The 22743-nt window shown below is 46.9% G+C and carries 20 protein-coding genes and 1 pseudogene; 8 read left to right on the forward strand and 13 right to left on the reverse strand.

Annotation, left to right across the window (positions count from 1 at the left end; genetic code table 11):
• Window positions 1-238, forward strand: a pseudogene (locus tag B157_RS0133660) (ISLre2-like element ISRsl1 family transposase); the annotation flags it as partial.
• 6 nt (window positions 239-244) lie between these two features.
• Here the strand turns inward: B157_RS0133660 and B157_RS39510 are convergent.
• The 3 genes from B157_RS39510 to B157_RS0133675 all read right to left on the reverse strand — a co-directional run bounded on the left by B157_RS39510 (window position 245) and on the right by B157_RS0133675 (window position 3277).
• Window positions 245-1192, reverse strand: a complete 948-nt coding sequence (locus B157_RS39510; RefSeq protein WP_020607689.1) for a restriction endonuclease subunit S — start codon at window positions 1190-1192, stop codon at window positions 245-247.
• 179 nt (window positions 1193-1371) lie between these two features.
• A complete protein-coding gene (locus tag B157_RS0133670; protein ID WP_020607690.1) occupies window positions 1372-1665 on the reverse strand; it encodes a hypothetical protein in 294 nt (97 codons plus the stop codon).
• 34 nt (window positions 1666-1699) lie between these two features.
• Entirely contained in the window at window positions 1700-3277 is a 1578-nt protein-coding gene (locus tag B157_RS0133675) for a type I restriction-modification system subunit M (protein WP_020607691.1), read from the reverse strand.
• Between the two features lie 394 nt (window positions 3278-3671).
• On the opposite strand from B157_RS0133675, the gene B157_RS38750 reads away from it, so the two are divergent.
• Window positions 3672-3857 (forward strand): hypothetical protein, encoded by a 186-nt coding sequence (locus B157_RS38750; protein WP_041952416.1) that lies wholly within the window; start codon window positions 3672-3674, stop codon window positions 3855-3857.
• A gap of 150 nt (window positions 3858-4007) precedes the next feature.
• Here the strand turns inward: B157_RS38750 and B157_RS0133685 are convergent, their stop codons facing one another.
• The 6 genes from B157_RS0133685 to B157_RS0133710 all read right to left on the reverse strand — a co-directional run bounded on the left by B157_RS0133685 (window position 4008) and on the right by B157_RS0133710 (window position 11187).
• Window positions 4008-5066, reverse strand: coding sequence for a hypothetical protein (locus tag B157_RS0133685; protein WP_020607692.1), 1059 nt, complete (start codon window positions 5064-5066; stop codon window positions 4008-4010).
• Between the two features lie 103 nt (window positions 5067-5169).
• The gene (locus B157_RS0133690; RefSeq protein WP_020607693.1) at window positions 5170-6453 is read right to left on the reverse strand and encodes an AAA family ATPase; all 1284 of its coding nucleotides are present in this window, start codon (window positions 6451-6453) and stop codon (window positions 5170-5172) included.
• 160 nt (window positions 6454-6613) lie between these two features.
• The gene (locus B157_RS0133695) at window positions 6614-7051 is read right to left on the reverse strand and encodes a VRR-NUC domain-containing protein (RefSeq protein WP_020607694.1); all 438 of its coding nucleotides are present in this window, start codon (window positions 7049-7051) and stop codon (window positions 6614-6616) included.
• Window positions 7044-7331: a helix-turn-helix domain-containing protein gene (locus B157_RS36580; protein ID WP_020607695.1), complete on the reverse strand. Its 288-nt coding sequence runs from the start codon at window positions 7329-7331 to the stop codon at window positions 7044-7046. The genes B157_RS0133695 and B157_RS36580 overlap by 8 nt, the downstream gene beginning before the upstream one ends.
• Before the next feature lie 88 nt (window positions 7332-7419).
• Window positions 7420-9492 (reverse strand): hypothetical protein, encoded by a 2073-nt coding sequence (locus B157_RS0133705; protein WP_157618685.1) that lies wholly within the window; start codon window positions 9490-9492, stop codon window positions 7420-7422.
• 291 nt (window positions 9493-9783) lie between these two features.
• Window positions 9784-11187: a tyrosine-type recombinase/integrase gene (locus B157_RS0133710; RefSeq protein ID WP_157618686.1), complete on the reverse strand. Its 1404-nt coding sequence runs from the start codon at window positions 11185-11187 to the stop codon at window positions 9784-9786.
• 428 nt (window positions 11188-11615) lie between these two features.
• On the opposite strand from B157_RS0133710, the gene B157_RS0133715 reads away from it, so the two are divergent.
• The 5 genes from B157_RS0133715 to B157_RS0133735 all read left to right on the forward strand — a co-directional run bounded on the left by B157_RS0133715 (window position 11616) and on the right by B157_RS0133735 (window position 16630).
• Entirely contained in the window at window positions 11616-12956 is a 1341-nt protein-coding gene (locus B157_RS0133715; protein WP_020607698.1) for a site-specific integrase, read from the forward strand.
• Window positions 12957-13200: 244 nt separating this feature from the next.
• Window positions 13201-14058, forward strand: a complete 858-nt coding sequence (locus B157_RS0133720) for a hypothetical protein (protein WP_020607699.1) — start codon at window positions 13201-13203, stop codon at window positions 14056-14058.
• Between the two features lie 105 nt (window positions 14059-14163).
• Window positions 14164-14502 carry a hypothetical protein gene (locus B157_RS0133725; protein WP_020607700.1) on the forward strand — a complete coding sequence of 113 codons (339 nt, stop codon included), beginning with the start codon at window positions 14164-14166 and terminating at the stop codon, window positions 14500-14502.
• 20 nt (window positions 14503-14522) lie between these two features.
• Window positions 14523-14921 (forward strand): hypothetical protein, encoded by a 399-nt coding sequence (locus tag B157_RS0133730; protein WP_020607701.1) that lies wholly within the window; start codon window positions 14523-14525, stop codon window positions 14919-14921.
• An 83-nt stretch (window positions 14922-15004) separates the two neighbouring features.
• Window positions 15005-16630 carry a hypothetical protein gene (locus B157_RS0133735; protein ID WP_020607702.1) on the forward strand — a complete coding sequence of 542 codons (1626 nt, stop codon included), beginning with the start codon at window positions 15005-15007 and terminating at the stop codon, window positions 16628-16630.
• Window positions 16631-16804: 174 nt separating this feature from the next.
• Here B157_RS0133735 and B157_RS38755 read toward each other — a convergent pair whose 3' ends face one another.
• Window positions 16805-17431, reverse strand: a complete 627-nt coding sequence (locus B157_RS38755; RefSeq protein WP_157618687.1) for a hypothetical protein — start codon at window positions 17429-17431, stop codon at window positions 16805-16807.
• A 619-nt stretch (window positions 17432-18050) separates the two neighbouring features.
• On the opposite strand from B157_RS38755, the gene B157_RS0133745 reads away from it, so the two are divergent.
• Complete coding sequence (locus B157_RS0133745) at window positions 18051-18287, forward strand: hypothetical protein (RefSeq protein WP_020607704.1); 237 nt, start codon at window positions 18051-18053, stop codon at window positions 18285-18287.
• 188 nt (window positions 18288-18475) lie between these two features.
• Here B157_RS0133745 and B157_RS0133755 read toward each other — a convergent pair whose 3' ends face one another.
• The 3 genes from B157_RS0133755 to B157_RS37915 form a co-directional block, all read right to left on the reverse strand.
• Window positions 18476-18808, reverse strand: coding sequence for a hypothetical protein (locus B157_RS0133755; RefSeq protein ID WP_020607705.1), 333 nt, complete (start codon window positions 18806-18808; stop codon window positions 18476-18478).
• A gap of 279 nt (window positions 18809-19087) precedes the next feature.
• Complete coding sequence (locus B157_RS0133760; protein WP_026309144.1) at window positions 19088-20647, reverse strand: autotransporter outer membrane beta-barrel domain-containing protein; 1560 nt, start codon at window positions 20645-20647, stop codon at window positions 19088-19090.
• Window positions 20648-22473: 1826 nt separating this feature from the next.
• Window positions 22474-22743, reverse strand: a 270-nt coding sequence (locus tag B157_RS37915) for a transposase (protein ID WP_157618689.1), incomplete at its 5' end; no start/stop codon positions are given.

The following is a 22743-nucleotide window of genomic DNA, read 5'->3' on the forward strand; positions in this document are numbered from 1 at the left end:
CTATTACTGGCGTAATCGCACTCGGATGCAGTACGGAACGTATCAAGATCGTGGCTTACAGATTGGCAGTGGTTGTATCGAAGCGGCTCACCGGACGGTGATTCAGTGCCGGATGAAGCGCAGCGGTCAGCGGTGGAGTGATGATGGGGCGCAAGCGATGCTCAACTTACGGGTAGCGGCTAAGAGTGGCCGCTGGCAATTGGTCAGAGACCGCCTAAATTTAGTTGACAACGACTAAGTCAACTTAAGGCAGGTAGTTTTGAAATGCACCTGCAAGTATTGTGTGGAGTCCAGACAGTACCTTGTCTCCATTCAAATTGACAATCTCAATAGATTTGCCAACGTCATTTATATCTTCTGAAGCGTCGGCAAAAATCATGTCACCTTCCTTACAGTAGTTTTCGTCAGTTACTCTTTCAACTGAAATATCTGGATTCAAATAGGGTACGTATTCTTCGGCGGTATTGAATAGGGTTTTGAATTTTGTGTGAATATCTCCGTAGTGAATGTTTTTAACTTCTCCAACTTCATAGTTTAACTTTTCTCTGGAGTAAGAATTTGTGGATTTGAAAGAATATAATTCGCCTAATCTCTTCTCCTCCCACTCTGGAAACTCATTGCCCTCATCATCTTTAAAGCGGATTTGTTGGCTAAAGAGTTGCTGCATAATGCCTTTCTTGTACTGCTCCAAAAGGGCTTTCTTTTTGGTCAGCAACGCTACCTTATTATCAATATCCGTCAGGAACGACGCTATCTTTTTTTGTTCGGGGAGGGAGGGGAGATTTAATGAAATCTTTTCAATTATACTTTTCGATAAACTCGGCACCCCTCCCGCTTCATTGTGTTGCTTCCAATTAATTTTCAAAAAGAGGTTATAGACGAATTTTGGTAATGTGTTTTTAAATGAATGAGTATAAAAAAGCGTATCTACAGTCCATATTTTACCTGAAAAATACATTGGCTTATCAATTGTTCCTTTCCGACCGATGCAAACAGTTTCTCCGTCGTATAGGAAGTCATTTACCGTAGTCATTAATCCACCTGATCCAAAAACAGGAATTTCTCCATCTTCCAAATGTTTGTAATCTTTACCGCTTCCAATTGTTAAGATATTCCCTATCCTCTTTTCCTCCCATTCATCTGAAAATTCAGAAAATCTTAAGGCAGGTATTTTCTTTTGCTGAGTACTCATATTCAAAAAGGTGTGGTAATGTTTAGTTGTTGGCAAAAGTCGGCTATGGTTGCGTCAGTAATGGCTAAGCGGTTTACTGTGCCTATAGTTGGAATTAATTTTTTTACTGCTTCGAGCATTCTTTTATTTTTAGGCTTAAAAACATTGTGGATAAGTAGACTAGGAATAATGTCTTACACTTAATGCCAGGTTACTCCTGAACCCTCATACCAACAATCGCTATCTATTTTGATTCTGATATGAGGCTTTTCCTGAGGATCATATTGTAAGCCCTGTGCGGACGCATCCAGCATGGTTTGCACAGTAGCCAAATCAGCTAGCAGTCGACTCACACTCTGGGTGTCCATACAACTGATTTTCATCAGTAAGCTAGCGGAGTCCCCCGCTGCTTCACCATTGACCTTAAATTGGCCTCCACTTCCTCCTATTTTGTCATAGGCATTGGTAACGTGTTCCGTTTGGGATTTTGTCATGGTGATTGTTGATTTGGTGGAAACTGGTTTTCAATTAAAACGGTGTGGCAATCCCTAGTTGTTGGCAAAAGTCGGCTATGGTGGCATCAGTAGCCGTAATATCAATATCCAGTGCCTTCAACTGTTCGGCTATGCTTTGCAGGTCTATGGCTTCTTCATCGGCAAACGTGTCCACGTAGCGCGGAATATTCAGGTTGTAGTCGTTCTGCTTTACCTCATCCAATGAAGCCCGGTAACTATACTTGTCTTCTACTGTCCAGTTTCGGTACGTGTCTACGATTTTATCAATATCGCTTTCCCGTAGTGTGTTCTGGTTTTTGCCCTTTTCATAGTGGGCACTGGCATCAATAAACAGAATGTCTTTCGGCTGCTCCCGGCACTTCTTAAATACCAGAATAGCCGTTGGAATACTGGTGCCGTAAAAGATGTTGGCCGGTAAGCCAATTACCGCGTCTAAGTAGTTCTTGTCTTCAATCAGGTGTTGGCGGATGTGCCCTTCGGCTCCTCCCCTGAATAGTACGCCGTGTGCCACTACTACGGCCATTGTCCCGTTTTCGGCCAAATGGTGTACCATGTGCTGCACAAAGGCAAAGTCGGCTTTGCTGGCCGGGGCTAATCGTCCGTACTGGCTAAAGCGGTCGTCGGATATGTGCAGCGGGTTCGCGCTCCATTGCGCCGAAAAGGGCGGGTTTGCTACAATGGCTTCAAAGCGTTTGTCGATGTGCCCAGGGTGTTCTAAGGTATCGTCCTGCCGAATATCGAACTTACGGTAATGCACATCATGCAAAATCATGTTCATTCGGGCCAAATTGTAGGTCGTCCGGTTTAACTCCTGTCCGTAGAAGTTGGACACCTCCTTTACTTCTTTGGCAACCCGCAATAAGAGCGAACCTGAACCACACGTAGGGTCATAAACAGACTTTAGCTTGGTTTTGCCGCTGGTTACCACTTTGGCCAGTATTTTAGATACCTGTTGAGGGGTGTAAAATTCGCCCGCCTTTTTCCCGGCTCCACTGGCAAACTGGCCTATCAGGTATTCGTACGCATCGCCTAATACATCGGCTTCAATGTTTTCTAACTGAAAGTCAATTACGTTCAGGTGTTCCAGTACTTTTACAATTAGGCTGTTTTTAGCGGATTCGGTACGGCCCAATTTGCTGGAGGTCAGGTCAAGGTCTTCAAAGAGTCGGTTAAAATCCTCCTCGCTATCCGTACCCATCGTACTTTGTTCGATGTTGTTGAGGATGGCAGCCAGATCGCCCAAAATAAAGTTTGATTCTTTATCATCTCCCTCTTTACCCTGTCCACGCCGTACAATTTCTTTGAACAGTTCGGAGGGTTTCAGAAAGAAGCCTAACGTCTGTATGGCTTCTTCTTTGATAGCTTCCATGAACTCCCGGCCTTCGTCGCTGGCTTCGTCCAGCTTAACGTAAGTAATCCCGTCTTCGGCCAATAACTGATTGGCGTACAGCTCCATTTTTTCGGAGAGGTATTTGTAAAAGATGAAGCCTAAAATGTAATCCCGGAAATCGTCGGCATCCATCTTACCCCGTAGGGCGTTGGCAATGTTCCAAAGTTGTTGTTCTAGCTGCTTCTTTTGATCGACTGACATTGGTACGCGGGTAAACGGGATTTTCACGAATGGACAAAAATGCAACTTTGCCCCGTCAACAAAAAGGATTTTGTTCCCCGCCTTACTCAGCTTCGGGCGAGCTAGTCGGTTGGGTATTGCTCAAAAGATAACCACAAGGGCAGCCCCGTCACCTCTTCCGTCTGCTCACTGCCGTCTAAGCCTTGGTTATCACGTTGGTCGAGACCGGGTGTTTGTTCGAATTGTTGAGAAAAGTGGTAGCTTTAGTCGGGTTAGGAGCAGTAGTCATAGTTTTGGAGTCTAAGCAACCACAAAAGTAGGAATAACAGCTCCTTACCGCTTTTATAAGAAAGCCCAGCTACATTACCAGAATTAACTATTGCTCCTACATTTTACAATTATCCCAAAACTGATCATGGCAAGAAATAAATTTTTACCGAGTGCCCCAACTATGGGAATTTGGGTAGCGGCCCTTATTATCGGCTGCTTAGGCATTTTTGTGCATTATTTCCCCGTAAAAGAATTATCCAAGTACAGCTATGAAATGTTGTTGATTGGCTTTGTCCTGCTAATCATCGGAACGGCCTATAGAAGGGTATAGCCCTATGCCCTATTCTGACTGATTAGGATACAGGTTGAGTATGTACAGGCTGCATTGCCTGAAACACAAGGTTATGGCTACTCTGGAGAGCGAGGGTCTGGTTTTATTAAAATCACTTGCCAAAGAGTTAAGTTATGAATGGAACTTAGCTTAAGTCTCCCATTCGGGCGGGTAGTTATCACAAGGCTCATACGATAGTTGTTCTCCGTGAATCATAAGCCCATCAAAAAGCCAGGTGTTATTTTGCCGGGTGTCGCTACGTTGGGGCGGGGTTGGTGGTGGTTTGTAACGGGTTTCGTGGTAGGAGGTATCGGGGTAAAGTGGCTTTTGTTCTCCGTACGTAATCCCGTCTTTGATAGCCCGCTCCGAATCCCGAAAGTTGTCTAATTCGCTGGCTATAGTTTCCAGTGCATACACCGCCGTATTGTAGTCTAAGCGTCCGGCACTAACAAAGCCCCCCGCTAAAGTTGCCGCTTTCAACAAAGGGCCGTGCCGGTCGCCTTTTTGGGCTTTTCTAGCCAATTCTACAACCTGCCTTAGTTCCCATTCCCCCGCTGGCTGAAAATGGCTCCTGATCAACGGGCGGGGGCTTGCTGGCTTGGGTTTGGGCGGGGTATATGTTCCAGTCATTACGGTAGCCTGTTCTTTAAAGAACGGCGCGGTATCGAAAGAGACAAACCGTAAATCAGTCGGGTTACCTCCCTTGCTACTGTCCAGCTTCACGCCGAACAATTCCGTAAATACCCGTTGCAGATAGCGAAAATGAGCGGCTAACGTTTCGGGTGTCTGGTTATCGGGTAAGCGTATCACAAACCACAATCCACCGCGTACTGAATAGGCACAAAGCAACAAGTACGGTAAGCGGCAAAGATGGGTTTTGAGTTCGGCCATGTTCAAGCCTTTGTTATCCTTCAAGTCAATATCTCCCATTAACAGCGGCCATTGCTCGGCTATTCTCTCACTGAACGGGGTATCTGCTTTCCGATGGTGAAGCAGGGCAACGGGGGCAAAAGCCCGTAAATTATCCTTTAGATTTTTTTGCTTTACCTCATCGGCTTCATCCCGTATGGCTTCAATAGTTACTCGGTTAATTTCCCGGCTGGCAATCCGTCGGAGGGTGGTAACGCCTTCGGGTTCTTTGGCAAACCGATTGGCAAAAATCGAAATTGGTACGTCCAACAGGTTGGGCTGGTATTGCTGGTTATTCATACTGCTAACTGCTAAAGTGGGTGTTAAAACGATTTTGGCAGTGTCAAAAGTTACTGTCAACTGCCAAACCCCTTATATGGCCTTTGGCAGTTAGCAGTAACTTTTACTCGTTTTCGTCGGTGTCCGGCTCTTCGTCTTCGTCCAATCGTTTCAGCCGGTAGTATTGCTGTCTACCGTCCCGGTATTCGTCCAGCCGAACGGCGTTACCCTGCTCATCAGTCATTGGTAGCTGCTCCTCTATAACCTGTTTCAGTCGGCCCCGAATGGTGGCATTTTTGGCCCCGAACTCTGATTCTAGGACTTTGGAAACCTCCCCTTTTTCCATTGGCCCATCAGCCAGTAAACTCGCTAAACGGTCGGCTACATCGTCCGAGTCGGCCTTGTGTTTACGGTAGTTTACTTGGCTGGCAATGGCATCGGCTCCCGCCAAAATCAACCCATTGGATTCTTTGCAGAATTGCAAAAACAGCGGTTCGGGCTTCTTGCCCCGTCTTAGTTTGAGATAACGAAGTTTAATCAGATCGGTTTCGTTGCCGCTGGCATCCTTTTCTAAACCAATCTGTAAAACGGTACTGGCTTTGTTGGCGGCTTCGGTGCCGGTGTGCCCTCTGGCTTTTTCGGTGCCGGGGTTCTGGTGAATAACCAGCAAAAAGGTAGCGTCGTAATTATCGCAGAGGTTGCCCAGAAAGTCAAACAGCTTCATGGATTCTTTAGGGTCGTTAAAGTCTCCTATGGCATCGGTAACCACATCAATCAGGCAAAACAGGTGCAAGGTCGTCTGTTCGCGAACGTGGTGGATAAACGTTTCGATAGCGTCAAAGCGGTCGGCTCGTTTTTCACCTTTGATGGTCGTAAAGCGAAATGTTTCCGGCTGATCCTCTATACGATACCCGGCCCGTTGTTTGATACCCTGCACTGCGTAGGGTAGTTCCTCTTTCTGGTTTCGCTCCGTGTCGATGTAGCAGACACAAAACCGCTCCAGTACAGCCCGTTTAAAGTCCAGAAATTGCGGCTCTTTAGTTTCGGTGTTGGTCAGCATCAGCGCGGCCAACAGTTCAGCCAGTCGGCTCTTATGCGACCCAAAAGCCCCCTGAATAATATTGACGGTTCCGCGTCCAATAATACCCGTTTCCTCGCGGCTAATCAGTGGAGGGCTAAACACAACTTTTTTAGTGGCTGCTTCGCTCAATGTCTGCTCTGTGGCTAGTAACCGGGTTAGCATAGCCCGTTTTTTATCAGGAGGGGGCGGGGGGGCTTGGTAGTTGCTTTCCGGTTCTTCCGGCTCAAATTGGTAGTTGGCAGAATCTTCTAACTCCTCATCGGTCTTATCAAACAGGGGGGGGCGGTTCGCCGTAGAATTTGTATCTTTGTTCTGTTCAGTTATCATTCCAGAAAAGTTTTAGGCGGGTCGGTGTTGTGGAACATCGGCCCGTCTGTGTGAGTGGATTAGTGTTTTCTTCGCTTATTGTCCAGAGAAGCCAGACCGTAGGTAATTGCCCCTAACAGCCCCGATAGGGCAAGGCAAATCAATACATCAGGTAGGAGTGTCATACAGGCCGGACGTTTAGGAATTGAGCCGTAAACCACTTGTCAAATTCCTGAAAAGAATGAGCCACAAAAACGAAGGCTCCAGCCCGTAACAGCGTTTTGATAGTCTCCCTTTGTGTATCAGACAGTCGGTCTTTTCCCGCTTTTACCTCCACAAAAACGGCCTGTCCATCAACGATGGCGAACACATCAGGCAACCCGGCCCGTTGTTGCGAAGGCACAAACTTTTTAAGGTCTTCCCGATAGGTGCCGGTCGATTGTAGGCGGGTGGCAAAGTGCCCGGTATCCTGAACGTGTTTGACTATACGCCGGGTCAATTCGTTGGCCGTTTCGGGCCGGTCCGCGTTCGGCTTTGGTTTGGTGCTGCGGGGCTTGCGGGTTGTTTCCTCCACAATGAATGCTTGCAGTTGGCGAAAGGCAGGAAGTTTATTAGCCATTACCTACGCCCTCCCCTGCGTTCAAATATGCCCGCAAATCAGACGGGTAGAAATAGAGCCTACCAAACCGCTTGGTATGTTTTATTTTCCTCGCGTTCTGATACAGGGTTTGTTTCGCGATACCAAACCGTTTGGCCGCTTCGTCGGTGCTTACCGGCTCTTCGTCGGTAGTTGGGGAGCTAGTGGCTGTACTGCGTAGGAGTTGCAGCGTTTCGGCCTGTTGCGCCTTGATTAGTTCAAGTTCTCGCGCAATAGTAGCAAATGGATTTTCTGAAAGCATAAAAGCCTGTCGTTTAGTTGACAAGCCAAAATTGGGGCGGTACTTGTTTGCGTTTTTTGTAGCAAAAAGATCGCAAAAAAATAGCAAATCATTCGGCCGTTAGCGGGGTCAAAAACTGACTGATTCGCTGTGCATGATCGGCAATGTTGCGCCTATCCTCATCGCTGCTATTCCTTGTGTCTAAGCGTGAAATAGCCGTATTTAATGCCTGACGGGTGCCAATACTACCTAAGGTTTTTTCCATAGCTCGATGCAAGGCCGTTTGATTGCTGTTCAGTGCTGACGGTGGTAGATAAGTCAACTTAACCAGTGCGTAAAGCATAAACCCACACTGTTCTGGAGTTGTGTTGCTGTAATGATTGATAAGGAACGGCATCAGCCTTGCCCGATGTTCTTCTACGATGTATGTATCAAAGCCAGGTTGTAGGGTGGGTAACGTGTCTTCGGATTGGGGGGGGGATGGCGTTAAGGAATCCAATACCGTTACGGAGACAGGCTTGTATGTTTCTACAAATTCTTCAAAGGTTATTCTATCCCAGCCCGAATAAATAACCGGCTCGAATAATTTATCAATTTTACGTTCAAAGTATCCCTCTTCATTCCCTGTCCCTACTCCAAGCCAATTCATACTACTCTTTTCGTCAGCTCGTAATACACTATACTTATCCAGCTTTAGTGACCGAGTGGCCTTTACATTTTGATTCAACTGTTCCAGCGTTTTTCCTGCGTATTCCGTCTTAAAAAACCCCTCACTTATGGGACTGATATGAGGTATCCCCTTTTCCGTTGGCCCTACCCGGTTCGGGTAACTTCGTTCGTAAACTTGGGTAATCGTGTGTTTAGCTTCGTCTGTGGCTACTATTTTAATGTACCAGTAGTAATCCACTGTAAGCAGGTCTTTTATTGCATAGTATAGTTTAGTGATATACTCACGCCTATCGGGTGAATAATGCGTTTTTTGTACATCAACCAGTTTATCCAATAATTCCCACACTGGTAAGCCCCCTGTCTGCTTATTAGCCAATCGGCTCATGTGAGCATTAATTTTGTCTTGCGTTGGCTCGTTCGCGTTCACTATTTCCAATGGTGCTGAGGGTGCCGGGGCGTTAGGTTCTTCTATTTCCAAAAGACTCTTGTACTCAACCAGCCCCCACAATAAACCGAACGGGTCAAGTTGCAGCGTCCGGTAAAACGACTCCCATTTGATAGCCGATATGCCTTCTAACTCCTGCTCAATCAATACGGCAGCGTTTTGGAGTTGCTGTTTAATTTCTGGGTTTCCGTATCTATCCGGGTTGGCTGTAATCCAGTCACTAATGAGTTGTTGTCGTTCGCGTATTTCCCCTGTTACCCAATCCAAAACCAACCCTTTTCCTCGCTTTGTCTGAACTTGGGTAGCATACTTTTCTTTGAGTTGGTCAAAATCTATCCGGGGTTTGTTGAGAAATTGAGTGTAGTGGGTGCGGTAGCAACGTAGAAAATACAGTTTATGCAAAATGCCCTTTTCCTCATCGTTGTTATAACTTAACCCCCAACCTATTTCCTCAACTCGATTGCCATTTTTATCAACTGCCCTTCCATCAGAGTTTTTGTGGCTGTAAAACTCCGGGTTAGGTATCTTTCTGTTACCTACTCCCATCTGAACAGGTTCAATTTCCCAGATACGACTTTGCTCATAAAACCATTCTACACGCTTCGTAAACGGCTCTATGGTAGGCAAGTATTTGGCCAACTCTTTGAGTTTGGCAAAAGCATAAGTATCGTCATTATTGATGTACCACAAATCATATTCCGGTTCTTGTGCCGTATCGAAAGGAACAGCCGGGGCAGGTTGCAGCGTGTTTTCTACTTGTTTGATGAACCCTGATAGTTTGCCCCGTTTGTACATGATAGCGTCTGTGAGGTGGTGGGCAAAACGGTCGTGGGGGCTGGCTTCGGGGCGGTTCTTTATAGTGAAAGCGTCCAATAACCGTAACTCCAGAAAATTGACTGATAATAGGTCAAGTGTGCCATAGCCCCACGCCTTTTGGTACTCCATTGCGTTTTTGAGTAACCGCGTCAGTTGCTCGCACTTGGTTTTTGCATCAACTAAAAGCCGCTCTGTTTGCGCGGGTTCTAATAGTAGCATATCTGTAATAGCCCGCCTTTGAAGTTCGGCCAACGTATCAGCGTACCGGTTTTCTGTCTGGTGCTGGTCGTACTGGTCAAGGCTCATAAACGTACCCACGTGGCCGGGTAGCCGGTCGGGGGGCGCGGTGGCAAGTTGCTCGGCTGTGTAGTGTTGCGGTAATTGGTTGTACAATACTTGACCATCAGCCACGAAGTATTGAACTGTCTCAATGTTAAGCCGGAATAGTTCATCAATGAAGTTTTGATAATTTTGCATCCGAAGTTTAGAGTTTAGCCCGTCGTAGGTGTTGCAGACCTCGGCGGGCTTTTTGTTGGGGTGGTTTTACAAGGCGTTCAAAAATGCTTTGGCTTCCTCATCATCAAAAGAGCCTAAATAGCTCTCGGTCGTTTTGAGGTTGGTATGTCCTAACGACTTGGAAATAAAGGCAAGCGGGGCTTTGCTCTTTAGCAGACTGGTTGCGAATGAGTGCCGGGCGGAATAAGTATTTACGTCTCCTTCTATACCCAACCGTTCCGCAATTTTTCCCATCCATTTGTTAGTCATTTTTACGGTTTGATGTACACCCTGTTTCTTTTGGTGATCGTCCATATCGGTAGTCAGGAACGGAAAAACATAGCCGTTAGCCTTTCTGTCTTTTGTGCCCCAACGTTCAATGATAGCAAGAGTTTCAGGGCGCAAGTGAGCAACAATAGACGTTTGATTCTGCTTTTTGCTCCGGGCGGTCTTTTGACGGACAAAGTTTAGTTTACTCTCTTTGAGATCAACCCGGTTCCAGGTCAACCGGCAAATATCGGTTAAGTTGGCTCCATTGCAAAAGTAGGAGAATAGCCATAAATCATGGCTACGCTGTTCCATTGTGCCGGGTATAGGCTGGTAGGCTTTTATTTGCTCAATGTCGGCTTTAGGTAGTGCTTTCTTCGTATTGGCTCCGGCTGGTATTACGTAGCGATTGCGCCCGAACGGGTAAGCATCGCGGGGCATCAATCCGGCTTCTATGGCATCATTGATAACCACACGAACCCGGTTTAGATAAAAGCCTACGGTTGTAAGGCTTGTCCCCGTTGCTGGCTTTAGTTTGCTCTGTGGAGCCTTGCCATAATGTAGCATCCATTGCTCATAGGTAGTCAGGAAATCGGGCGTAAGGTGTTTGTATTGCAACGTAGCAACGGGGCGGGGCTGGCTGGCTTTACGGGGAATTGGGATGCTCAAAAACTCTTTCCGTTCGGCATCGCTGAATGAATCCACAAACCGACGTAATGATTTAGCGGCATACTCAAACTGTTCCGCGTGTCCGAGCCGGTTAGCATTGCTCATGCTGGTAGCTTTTGCCTGTAATGCCGCAATCAGGTCAGTTTGTTCGGCTGGCTTTTCAGGTTCTTTGCCATAATTGGCAAGGGCATCAGCAAAGGCATCAAAGGTAAAACCATTGCCTAACTGGTTCAAAACGTTTTGAGCGCGTACTAAATGCCCGTCCTGCTGTTGTCCGGCTTCGTTCGTATAATGGCCGTAGAATACCTGCCACAACTTACGCCGGGTTTCGTCTTTCACTGTTCCCGGCAAACCGCCTTTAGTGCGTTCCAGAAATTTCCACTCATCAGGATTTACCTTAACACCCGTCGAAAATAGTTTTTGCTGTCGGTCGGCATAGATGGATAAACGAACGAAACTAACACCGTCTGAACTTCGGCGGGTATCATAGAACAGGGTGGCAGTTGCGGTTATCATAGTTTCTGTACATTCTAAAAACGCATTGCACATTGGCGTTTTGTGCAATGCGTTGTGCAATGTAAATATACAGAATCAACGCATAATTCCAATAAGTAGCCATAAGAAATACACCAACATTATTGATATAACTACCTGTAAAACAACACATTTATCAAATATGGATAAATAGGCGAATAGAACAAAAAAGGGGTAGGCCCATCATTCGTAATGAAGGGGTCGTAGGTTCAAGTCCTATAGGAGGCTCAAAAGTATGATTAAGGCTAATCCATTTTAGTACGAAAGTGCTGAAAATTAACGGGTTAGCCTTTTTTCTCTATTCAGCCGTATTGGTAATAATACAGTTAAATAAGGTTTATTCGTCCCCTAAGTCGTCCCCTGTATTATTTTTATTCGTAACTTGGTATTGACCGAACCAACCAATACCCATGCGAACGATTACCGATCAGGCCGCAAAGTGCCTACTGAAAGACCCCCGCGCTACCGCGCCCACATTGATTTATCTGGTTTATCGCTACCAGTACACCCGGTTCAAGACCTCCACCGGGCAAACAATCTTACCTGACCTTTGGGACTCCGAAAATGGCCGCGCCCGAACGAATACCAAAAACAAGGTAATACTTCAGGCGAACGAAACCATTAACGCCCACCTCGACCGCCAACGGTCTGCACTGCGTACTATTCTCAACAGATTGCAGTTGGCTGGCGTGACCATTACCAACGAACTTATCAAATTACACCTTGACCGGGAACTAGGCAGGGAGGATAAAACGAAACCTGCCGTTGTGGAGGCCAAAGAGCCGTTTACAGACTACATTGTTCGATTTGTGGAGGAGGCTAAGGCCGGGAACCGGTTGACCGCTAAGGAAACAAAATACGCAGCTCACACCCTGGCAGGTTACATGAAACTAAAACGGGTTCTTGACCGATACCAGACCGAAACGGGTAACTCGACCGAATATGATGCCTACACAATGCCGTATTACGATGCCTTTAAACTTTGGCTGACTAACCGGGGGCTGACGCTCAACTACGTGGGAACATTGCTGAAAGACCTGAAAGTAATGTTGAAACAATCCCACATCGACGGGCTACACGAAAACACCATCTACAAGAATCCAAAGTTTAAAAAGTTAGTGGAGGACGTTGATAACGTCTATCTGTCAGAGGATGAATTGAACACCCTTCACCACCTCGACCTATCCACAAACGGGCGGCTCGACCGGGTAAGGGACTTGTTTTTGATTGGAGCCTACACCGGTTTACGCTATTCTGATTTCTCCGACCTGCGCCCCGAAAACATTACCCACAACGGGCGTATTTTGACCCGTAAGGCCATCAAAACAAACGGGCGGGTTTCCATCCCATTAAACCCTAATGTACTCTCTATCCTGAGCAAATACGACGGAGTGCCCCCGCGCACGATCACAAATCAAAAGATGAATGATTACATCAAAGAATTGTGTCGGCTGGCTGGCATTGTTGAACGAATTGAGGTCAGCCGTACAATAGGCGGCAAACGTCAAACGCGCTACCTCGACAAATGCGAATTGGTTACCACCCACACCGGCCGCAGGTCATTTGCCACGAATGCCTATTTGGGCGGGGTGCCAACGGTTGCCATTATGAAATGTACCGGGCACAAGTCCGAAACGGTGTTTCTGCGCTACATCAAAGTAAGTCCAGAACAAAACGCCCTGCTACTGTTGGACCATCCGCACTTTGGCGGGACCGGCATACCGGCACCGACCGCGCTGAAAATAGCCTAACATGTTAGTAATTGTTAGTGTGTGACCTCAATAGAAACAGCCTGACACGTTAACAAAACTTAACATTTGACCACCCGCGCCGGGGCTGAAAAGTAACAGAAGTAACATGGGGTAAGGAGGGAAAAACACTACAGTAACTACAAGGGGTATAGAGGTAAGTAACGGCGCAAATGACCCACCTGAAAAAGACGATACCAGCCGACCACCGGCTGACGATTGAAAATGACTAACGACCAAACCAAGTATGGAGATTCAGACTATAAGACTAATCACAGTTTCTGACGCATTGACCAGCCTACTTTACAATGCAAAAAATGATATCAACGACAATTTTGGGGGCGGATCATTATACTGTCCTTTTATAAGTAGTTATGAATCGTACATGGTAGATTATGTTCCTTGGAAAGATGACATAGATGTAGTCTCCTTAGAACTTTCTTCCTTTGAAACTGAATTGAGGGATAATTTTCTTCAAATGGATGAAACGAAACGGCTCAACTATGTTCGTTTTCTCAAAAATAGACTTGAGCAAATTTTTGTAGAGGCTAAAGAAATTAAAATACAACTTGATGCCTTGAAGGATAAAGTCAAAAAGGGTGAAATTAACGAAAGAGAAATAATTGATGATAGTGGGCATAAGAATAGAACAATCAGCAACTTCATTTCTTACGTGAACAATGTGCTAATAACTATTCAAGATGTAGAAAGTATTTATATTAGAAATGTTGGTGTTTTTCATTTTTCTGCACTTAAACCATTAAAGAGTGCAGGTACTCCCACCCCGCAATCGAATGAACAACCCACTCAGCCGGGCGTAAACCAAACGATCACTTGGAATCTTAGTGCAAGTGTGCTGTATGACGTATTCGCTCAACTACTCAAGATTACACTACCCAACGGGTCAACGCCAATAAGTCGGGAAGGACACACGATCAAACACCTCGCTGCAATGATTCACCAAAACATTCAGTTCGCCAAAGGCAATAGTCCCACCATCGATCAAATTGAGAGGGAATTACAGAGAATGTCAGCCCCGGATGGGATTGGAGCCAAAAGAGACAAAATCACTATCATTTGTAAGTCTGAATCCGCTACTGAATAAGGATTTATGGTTTTAGTACTTTTTTGGATACGGCGTAAAATCACCGTAAAAACTGTCTTTACTTCACCTTACATCTTTGCCATACATTAAAACAAGTATGGCAACATGGTACAACAAGTAATTCAAATCGCTAACCTAACGCCTGAGCAGTTAGGGCAACTATTCGACACCCATTTACAAAGGGCGTTATCCAATTACACACCGCCCGCGCCGGAAGGCTCTGACCTCCCCGAACTGCTGACCCGTCGGCAAACGTCCGATACTCTACAAGTATCTTTAACTACGTTGCATGATTGGTCCCTCGATACAGAGGAACGCCCAGCCGTATTGTTACCCCTCAAAATAAATGGAAGGGTTCTCTACCGTCGGGTTGATGTGCTGGCAGCACTCAAACAGCCGCGCCGGTTCAAACACACTAAGGCAGTGGAGGGCCGGGGCAAATGACATACATACCCACATCCCACATGGTCACATTCGCACTCGATACCGACAAAGGGCGGTACACCGTCGAAACCTGCGAACCCGGTTTTACCCGCGTCCCTCGTGAGTTGATTGTAGAGGACCGACGATTCAACGACGACATAAACGCTAACCTCATCCTGCGGGGCACCGAAACGGAAAAGAAAACGGGCGGGCGTTCGGTCAAATTCTTTACCGGACTGCTACCAACCACCCAGACGGGCGTTTATATCGGAAACGTGCTGACCTTTGGGCGCAACGGCGAACGCATCCGCAACGGCGTTCTATTGCGTTTCTCGACCGATGCCGCCCGCATGACCCTGCGCTACTTTCCCGCCTATTATCCCTATCCTGATGGGCGGGCCGCATTCGTGTCGGCCGTTCTTGACCGGGGGCTACTCTGACCCCACCGGACCAATTCAACAATCAAACAACCATATAAACCACCGCCCCCGATTGTGACGAATCGGGGGCGAACAATACTACTATGTACGACGGAACAAAAATAAACCACTTGTCAGTAAGTGCAACGCTACTGCTATCCATTGACAGGCTGAATTTTGCCTTACCTATTAACGAGCAAACGGGCGAAGTTTTGCGACGACCGCGCCGGGCTGACGACCGGGGGCTGACCTTCACGCTAATTCCTCAGCTATCGGGTACCGGTTACCGGGTTGAGTTGAAAGGAAGTTTGCACACTTTTTACAACCACGTACGGGACCGGGCCGCGCTGGGTAACTCCGATCAGTTCATGGTCGACCACCTACTGACTGCGCTCGATCAATTAGTGATGTCCTACCAGATTGACCCGTTCAACGCCAAACTAAACAATATTGAATTTGGGGTGAATGTATCGTTACCGTTTCCGGTTTCTCTGGTCCTGAAGAACCTTGTCAGCTACAAGAACCGCCCCTTTACCCGAGACACCCGCAGCGACACCCTATACTATCAATGCGAAACACAACGCTACATTGTCAAACTATACGACAAAGGGCACCAGTACGGACTGACGACAAATCTGCTACGGGTTGAGGTGAAGGTTTTACGAATGGAATACCTACGGAGCCGGGGCGTATATCTGACCACGTTGGCGGATCTGCTGAATGTTGCCAACTACGGAACTATCGGGGCGTTGTTGGTCGATACGTTCAAGGCTATCATTTTTGACGACCCTACCATTGACCCCACCCGGCTAAACAGCCGCGAACGGAGCATCTACGAAAACGGGCGAAACCCCCGATTTTGGCATATACCCGACGATCTGACCCCCACCCAGGCCAACACCCACCGCCAACGATTGCACCGCGCAGAACAACGTTACCGGGCACTCCTGAACCACTACCGACGGGGGGGTGACTGGCAGACAAAAACAGCCGAATTGATTGCCCAAACATGGGAGCAATTAACCACCGTTTCCGACGACCTGCTGACCCGTATTGACCAACACCGGGCGGCATGGCATGACCTTACTTTTGGGTTACTTTTGAGCGATAAAATTCAGGCCGAGAAATTAGAGGATAATAAGAAAAATCCGCAAAATACGGACACCCCAAAAATACCCAATAGCTGTGATGGAGCTGCCATAAACCCGCCCGAAACCTGTCACGAATTAACCAACTTGACAATTCCCGTTTATGGGAATTTTTCAGGGAATTTCCCCGAAAACTGTCACGAATTAACCACCCCCGAAAAACCCCATTTGTCACGAATTAACCCCTTGTATTTAGGAGTAATACATGACACCTCCACGAACCACACCACCACCGGACCGGGGGCCATTATCTGTCCAGTAACGGCGGTATTGATTGAGCAACCTCGACCGGGTCAACGGTTCGTATCTGCTACCATGTTACGCAACGATAACGACCTGCTGACGGAGTTAGAGCAGTTGTTTACCTGCTACCGTAAAGGGTCAAAGGAGGACCAACCCACCCGCACCGCCCACAACGCTCGTAACGTTCCCAGCAACGAACGCAACAACCTACGGCGGGGCATCAACAAAATTCACCGGCAACCGACTTTGTTTGATGTTTCGCAGACGTTACGACTGACTGCTGACCAACAGGCCGCGCTCGACTACTGGAAGGGCACCCGGTTTGAAATGCCGATATGAGCCAATAGAAGAGTTTACTTACACCAATGCGCGCGCGCGAACAACATCACGGAATAAACACGGAATGCCGATATGAGCCAATAGAAGATTTTTTCGGCACTGCGCGCGCGCGCGTGACTGAGGCAAAGAACTACCCAGGCTGTTACATGGGAGCCGAAAAATCTTTCCCAATTATTATTTGCGACGTATGTAGGTCTTATTCCCCTTACTGTTGTAATAATACTTTCCACCACGTTTGCCAGTTTGGATAGTTGCCCCAGTGGTGGGTGTACTGTACATCGTTGACTCTGTCGTGCTACTCTCAAATTGTGTTATCGTGCTACTGGCAGAAGGATACTTATCTATGGGATTGTAAGTAGGACGGTAACCAGCCTTTTCTTTAAAATTCTTTTGAGTGATGGCATAAACACTTTGATTGCGAATAAAGAATTGGTAGTTATGATGTTCAACACTCTGCCAGCCTTGCAACTTTATAGGCTCATTCAACGTGCTGATTGTGTCACCTGCTGCAAGAGACTTCAATCGACGGCTAGTGGTTTCTGGTCCTTCGTAAACGTCACAAGGTTTCAGGAAAACGTAATAGTACCGGGTGTGATTCTCCCCACCTGAATATGATCCTGATTTGGGAGAACAGGAGACAAGTAAGATTGATAGAAGTACAAATGATACAAATCTCATAAGATTTTGAAATGAGGTTTGTATTTTCTCTTCATCTCTTTTCAGTTCAATAAATGTTCTACCTGAAACGCTGTAGACAAAGGAGGAAGGTAAAGGTCCAATTTTCATGATGGCGTGTTTCATTAGCAAAGAGCAGGTGTGATATACTTTACCCTTGACAATCTACTTTGTGTTACAAAGTGGAATAATGACATCCTCAACCCATCATGATTTAATAGCTACTAATCAGGCAGAGGAGGAGGAGGGAGGGGTATAACAATTCTCTACCGTTGCTCATAGTTGTAACCGTTCGCCTAGTCTTAAAGGAATTTTGCCATAATTCAGGGGGGGGGTAGGTGGTTGTAAATCCCTCATAAGTGGTCGAATCACAACCGTTAGTATAGGCAAAAAAAATCGGTGCTAAAATTCAGGCCCATCGTTTTGAGTAAAGGGGTAAAAGAACTGTCCTGATTCAATGAAGGCACTTTTTGCCCCTTTTTTTGAGCAAATTAATTCAACTTTTTGGCAGGAGGTTCCCCAATTACGTTCGGGCTGGAATGAACTGGGAGAAAAACATACAACCGTCGGACCTGCGAAGTAAAAACGGTGTCATAATTCATCGTTTATTACCCCTGTACTAAATACCGTATTTTAGTGACATATGGAATAAAAACGGTTATAAGACGGAATGAAAACGGGACGGACGGAATAGCAATAAAACGCTGGAAAACGGTTAATAACAACGAAGATAAAAGGACGAAACATGGCTAGGTATGACATTTGGCAGGATGGAATAAACACCCGGTTCACCTCCGAGAATCAACCCGCCAACCGGGGGCGCAAAAAAGGCAGACCTAACCGGGCAACCCTTTTGCGGGTGATGATGAAAGTTATTCAGGATGCTACGCAGAGAATTGAGCAGGAACGGCGGGATCACCGCAACGCCCTACGGCGGGAACGCTACCGGGCAAAAAAACGGGCCGGGGAAATGACAGAATAGCCCTGCCCTCCCCGACCTAATTTTCTAACTGTTCAATACGTTTCTGTTGCAGAATCAGATACAAGGTCAGTTCCTCAACCTTTTCCAGAAGGGCGGCATTCATCTTGCCTAGTCAGCACCTCATTGACCGCAACCGGCCATACTAGCCGAATAGCAATACTAAGTTAGCTACTTGCTAAGTATGGCGTTTATACTGGTTTATCCTGAAAGGCTAGTAACTCTTCTTTAGTGGCGAATAACTTAACCTGAAAGGGAAAGAGCCGGACATTTACATTGACTCTGGGCTCTCCAACATGATCCCCCACAGGCTTCAAACCGTAGATTGCACTGTCTACCGTTAGTTCATGAATTTTTTCCTTATGCCGAATAACAAGTGTATTCGCCAAATTACCATCCAAAATAATTTGCATGATAGTTCCTTGAAAAAAGGGAAACTCGTTCGTGGCACCGTAGGGTTGATCTACCCAAACGGTTTCACCAACCGAAAAAGGTAGTTCAGTAGGTCTTAACGTTAATTTCATGCTGTAGGAGTTAAAGTATATTACTTGACCGACAGCCTAAAATGCAGAACAGAGGGCGGAGAAGGACTCAGTGAATACGGAGTAGGAGTAAAGGGGTAACCTAATGGTATGTGTTTCCGTTCATTAGCGGTTAGTTATAGTAGTTTAGGTTACAGACGCTAAGGTAATTTCACTTGAAGGCACAAATGATACTGTAGGGGCGGAACAAAAAACGGGCCGGGGGAACCACCCACCCGACCCAATAAAAAACGGTTAATATCTTTATTCATGCCAACTCGATCAAGGTTTGACTACCTTACGAATGAGTTGTTTTAATTCATCAATCTCTTTCTGCTGCTGATTGATTTGCTGTTGTTGTTGAATACTGTAGAGGGTCAATTCCTCCACCTTTTCCAACAGGGTAGCATTCATCCTGACTAAATCAACTCCCTCCTTCACGACCTCATTGGCCGAAGGAACACCGGGCAAATGACCATTCTCCTGTATGTACCTGGCAACCGTTACCAACGGGCGTAGCTGATAAGTGGGGGCAAATACTTTATCACTCCATTCGGTAGCATTGTTGATACGTAACTGGTATCGGGCCTTGATGACATCACCCCGCTCGTTGACCGTCAAAAACTGATCCGTACGTTGGGTAGTGGGGCTATAAGTGGTAAGTTTACTCAACCGCAACCCGCTATCATGGTCATCGGGGCTAACCACTTCCAGGCGCGTAGAAGGGGCTGAGGTACCAATACCTACGTTGGCGTTGTTGCCCAGCACCACTGCATTGCTGACCATAACATAGGCATCGGCTCCAATGGCAGTAGCATGGTCCAACGTCATTGATTCGGCACTGGCCTGATGACCGATCATGGTGTTGCTGCCACCTGCCCACAGGCCCCCACCGGCTTCACCGCCAATGATGACGTTGTGTCCGCCCGTTCCATTGCCAGATTGGACGTTGTAGCCCATGAGTACATTGTCATCGCTGGTAGTGATGGCTGTTCCGGAGTTGGGGCCAATAATAATGTTGTTGTTGCCAGTAGTATTATTGACCCCGGCACTAGCCCCAATAAACGTATTCTGGGTCCCGGTCGTGTTTTCGAAGCCTGCAGAACTCCCCGTGAACACATTGTTGTTGCCCGTGTTGTTGCTGACGCCCGCATAGTGACCCGTAAACACATTATTGCTGCCCGTGGTATTGTAGTTGCCCGCAGACGCTCCAGTGAACACGTTTCTGTACCCCGTAGTGTTGGAGTAGCCCGCCGTGAAACCACTGAACATATTGCTGTACCCCGTAGTGTTGGAGTAGCCCGCAAACCCCCCCGTGAACACATTTATGTACCCCGTGGTGTTGAAGTGGCCGGCCTCATACCCACTGAACACATTGCGATCCCCTATTGTGTTGGAGTAGCCCGCAAACGCACCAGTGAACACATTGAGCCTACCCATGGTGTTGAAGTTGCCCGCCTGATAACCACTGAACACATTGTTTTCACCCGTGGTGTTGAAGTAGCCCGCATTGACCCCCGTGAACACATTGTAGCTACCTGTCGAGTTGCTAGATCCAGCCTGAAAACCACTAAACATATTGCTACTTCCTGTGGTGGTAGACTTGCCCGCATCTACCCCGTAAAACGAGTTTAACCGACCCGAACTCAGGTAATAACCCGCATTAACACCCATCACCGTGTTGCGGTCCGCCGTTATGGCCCCACCCGCCCCGGCTCCGTTTCCCACTAGGGTGTTCAACGCCCCCGGCGTGGCCGAGTTAGGCGCGTTGGCCACGTAGTTGCCTTGGGCCAATACCAGATGGCTCATCAATAAAGTGAGTAACAGGAAGAGATGTTTCATGGTTTTTGCGATTACTCAATAGTGAGAGATGGTAACGGGCATTATACTGATTTATACTTGATAATCAGGGCATAATATCATACGTTTTATTATACGGTCAGTAGGATACTGCCTATTAAGGACAGGCAACTTACGGCCATGGCCTGGAGTAGGTTGTATTCAGCAGGCGTAGGCTAACACCGGGAATTAAGAACAGTGTGAGAGTCGAAAGATACGTACCACGAAAAAAAAAACGGGCCGGGGGAACCACCCACCCGACCCAATGAGCCGCAGGAACCACCCTTGCGACTCTGACCAAACCAAGTCATACCGGTTTCCCGATTACTCGATTTAGCACAAAGTTAAAGTAAGGGGAGGCAATACAGACGTAAGGCAGTAGCGAATCAAAAAAAAGATTCTTGTTAGGCCCCTGCTATCTGTCCCCTGCTGGCTAATTCGGCCCCTAATTCGTCCCCTACCCTTTTCACTGTTTTTATCTTATTGATTGTCAATCACTTAAAAATATAGTTCAAGTCCTATAGAGGCTCAAAGCCCGGTCTTACGGCCGGGCTTTTCGTTTGATAAGCCTGAGTCGTCGTACTACTCCTTGCGACGACTCAGGCTTCTATTGCTTTGTAAGGTGATTCACTAGCTTTACGGTCGGTCTGCCTCCTATTTTTTCAGATGAATATTTACGTCTGTTTCTGCGCTTTCAGGGCTAGTCCGGTGCCAGAAAACAATTCGGATAGTGTTGCAGTTTTGCCGATGAGGCTGATAAGTATGAAAGGCGAAGTTGTCTGCTTTCCTTCCAACTAATTTATAATCTCTACTTAGCATTATGAAGCTATTTTACTGGTCACTTCTGGTAGTAGTCTGGTCAGCTTGCCAGCATTCTCCTGAAGTTATCCCAATCCCAAGGCCTGAACGAAACCTAACTGAAACAGGGGAAAACCAGCTTCCGGTAAACTTTTACGCAGTCAATTTAATGGCTAGAACCAGCGTAAACTCTCTGACAATAAGTAGCAGTATTCAATTCGACAATACCCAGTTCACTATTCAGGAGTATGGCTTTTGCCTATCCCAAACTGATAGCCTACCCCGAATAACGTTTTCACAGCATAAACGCATTGTGGCTTCAGTCAGGAAAATCGAATCAGGTTACACGGCGTTTGAATCAATAATAACCGATTTGACAGCCGACCAAATCTATTATATCGATCCCTATGTGATACTCAGCGATGGGCGTATCCTGTACGGGCGCTATAACCAGAAAAGGCGTACAACGTCCACTTCGTTCTCGGCGATTAGCTTTCAATTGCCGCAACGACCGCCCTTACAGCCAATTCAAATAGTCCCGCGGGCATCGGTGCCAACGCCACCGGGCGCTAGCAATACCTCTCCCATTCCTAATTTTCATCAGTTCTCGCTGCTGAAAGGTCGTCTGTATTCATTTTACCCAACTGGAGCGTTACAAGCCTATGATGCGAACGCTGACCGCTGGGAGCCAATGGCCGATCTTGGACGAAATATCTTTGGCACTTCGTTCCTTGTTTTTCCTGTCGACGATAAACTTTACGTTTACTCAGGTCTTTACAGTTCGTCTGGAGGAACTCCACCTGCTCCATCCATGTGGGAATATGACCCGGCCAAAAATCAGTGGACTAATCTAGGTAACTCTTTGGGAGAGAATTTGCTTCAGAGCCGTTACCAACTCTCTGCCGATGGAAAGGCTTATTTCTATTCTAGTTATCCATATGGCGTATTGGCTTTCGATGCCCGGCAAAAACGAGTCGACATCGTCAGTAAAACGAACTTACTGACTAATATGACGCGAACTATGAGATCTTTTAAGCAGCTAAGGCCCATTCAGATTCACCGGAAGCGAGCAGACGGTTACTTATGTCGACGTGTGCTGTTGGCTTGCGTTCGTAAAATGAATAGGCGATTAGCGCGCCATACATGTTGACAAATGAGTTGCTGACCGACCGATGGCGCGTGTGATCCAGATTGCAAACTTGCTTATTTTGACCAATAACGGTTTCAATTAAGCCCCGCTTTTTGGCCCACCGTTTCGCTTCCAAAGGTAAAGTGGATGGCTGCATACCCTGGCGGGGCTT

The organism is Spirosoma spitsbergense DSM 19989, from assembly GCF_000374085.1.
In the GTDB taxonomy this organism is placed as follows: Bacteria; Bacteroidota; Bacteroidia; order Cytophagales; family Spirosomataceae; genus Spirosoma; species Spirosoma spitsbergense.

Bases quoted from the DNA above. Each gene is read 5' to 3' on its own strand.
- B157_RS0133725 (WP_020607700.1), top strand. From the start codon at position 14,164: ATGGTACAACAAGTAATTCAAATCGCTAACCTAACGCCTGAGCAGTTA.
- B157_RS38755 (WP_157618687.1), bottom strand. From the start codon at position 17,431: ATGAAACACGCCATCATGAAAATTGGACCTTTACCTTCCTCCTTTGTC.
- B157_RS0133710 (WP_157618686.1), bottom strand. From the start codon at position 11,187: ATGATAACCGCAACTGCCACCCTGTTCTATGATACCCGCCGAAGTTCA.
- B157_RS39510 (WP_020607689.1), bottom strand. From the start codon at position 1,192: ATGAGTACTCAGCAAAAGAAAATACCTGCCTTAAGATTTTCTGAATTT.
- B157_RS0133760 (WP_026309144.1), bottom strand. From the start codon at position 20,647: ATGAAACATCTCTTCCTGTTACTCACTTTATTGATGAGCCATCTGGTA.
- B157_RS0133690 (WP_020607693.1), bottom strand. From the start codon at position 6,453: ATGATAACTGAACAGAACAAAGATACAAATTCTACGGCGAACCGCCCC.
- B157_RS0133670 (WP_020607690.1), bottom strand. From the start codon at position 1,665: ATGACAAAATCCCAAACGGAACACGTTACCAATGCCTATGACAAAATA.
- B157_RS0133755 (WP_020607705.1), bottom strand. From the start codon at position 18,808: ATGAAATTAACGTTAAGACCTACTGAACTACCTTTTTCGGTTGGTGAA.
- B157_RS0133715 (WP_020607698.1), top strand. From the start codon at position 11,616: ATGCGAACGATTACCGATCAGGCCGCAAAGTGCCTACTGAAAGACCCC.
- B157_RS0133730 (WP_020607701.1), top strand. From the start codon at position 14,523: ATGGTCACATTCGCACTCGATACCGACAAAGGGCGGTACACCGTCGAA.
- B157_RS0133685 (WP_020607692.1), bottom strand. From the start codon at position 5,066: ATGAATAACCAGCAATACCAGCCCAACCTGTTGGACGTACCAATTTCG.
- B157_RS0133695 (WP_020607694.1), bottom strand. From the start codon at position 7,051: ATGGCTAATAAACTTCCTGCCTTTCGCCAACTGCAAGCATTCATTGTG.
- B157_RS0133745 (WP_020607704.1), top strand. From the start codon at position 18,051: ATGGCTAGGTATGACATTTGGCAGGATGGAATAAACACCCGGTTCACC.
- B157_RS36580 (WP_020607695.1), bottom strand. From the start codon at position 7,331: ATGCTTTCAGAAAATCCATTTGCTACTATTGCGCGAGAACTTGAACTA.
- B157_RS0133735 (WP_020607702.1), top strand. From the start codon at position 15,005: ATGTACGACGGAACAAAAATAAACCACTTGTCAGTAAGTGCAACGCTA.
- B157_RS38750 (WP_041952416.1), top strand. From the start codon at position 3,672: ATGGCAAGAAATAAATTTTTACCGAGTGCCCCAACTATGGGAATTTGG.
- B157_RS0133720 (WP_020607699.1), top strand. From the start codon at position 13,201: ATGGAGATTCAGACTATAAGACTAATCACAGTTTCTGACGCATTGACC.
- B157_RS0133675 (WP_020607691.1), bottom strand. From the start codon at position 3,277: ATGTCAGTCGATCAAAAGAAGCAGCTAGAACAACAACTTTGGAACATT.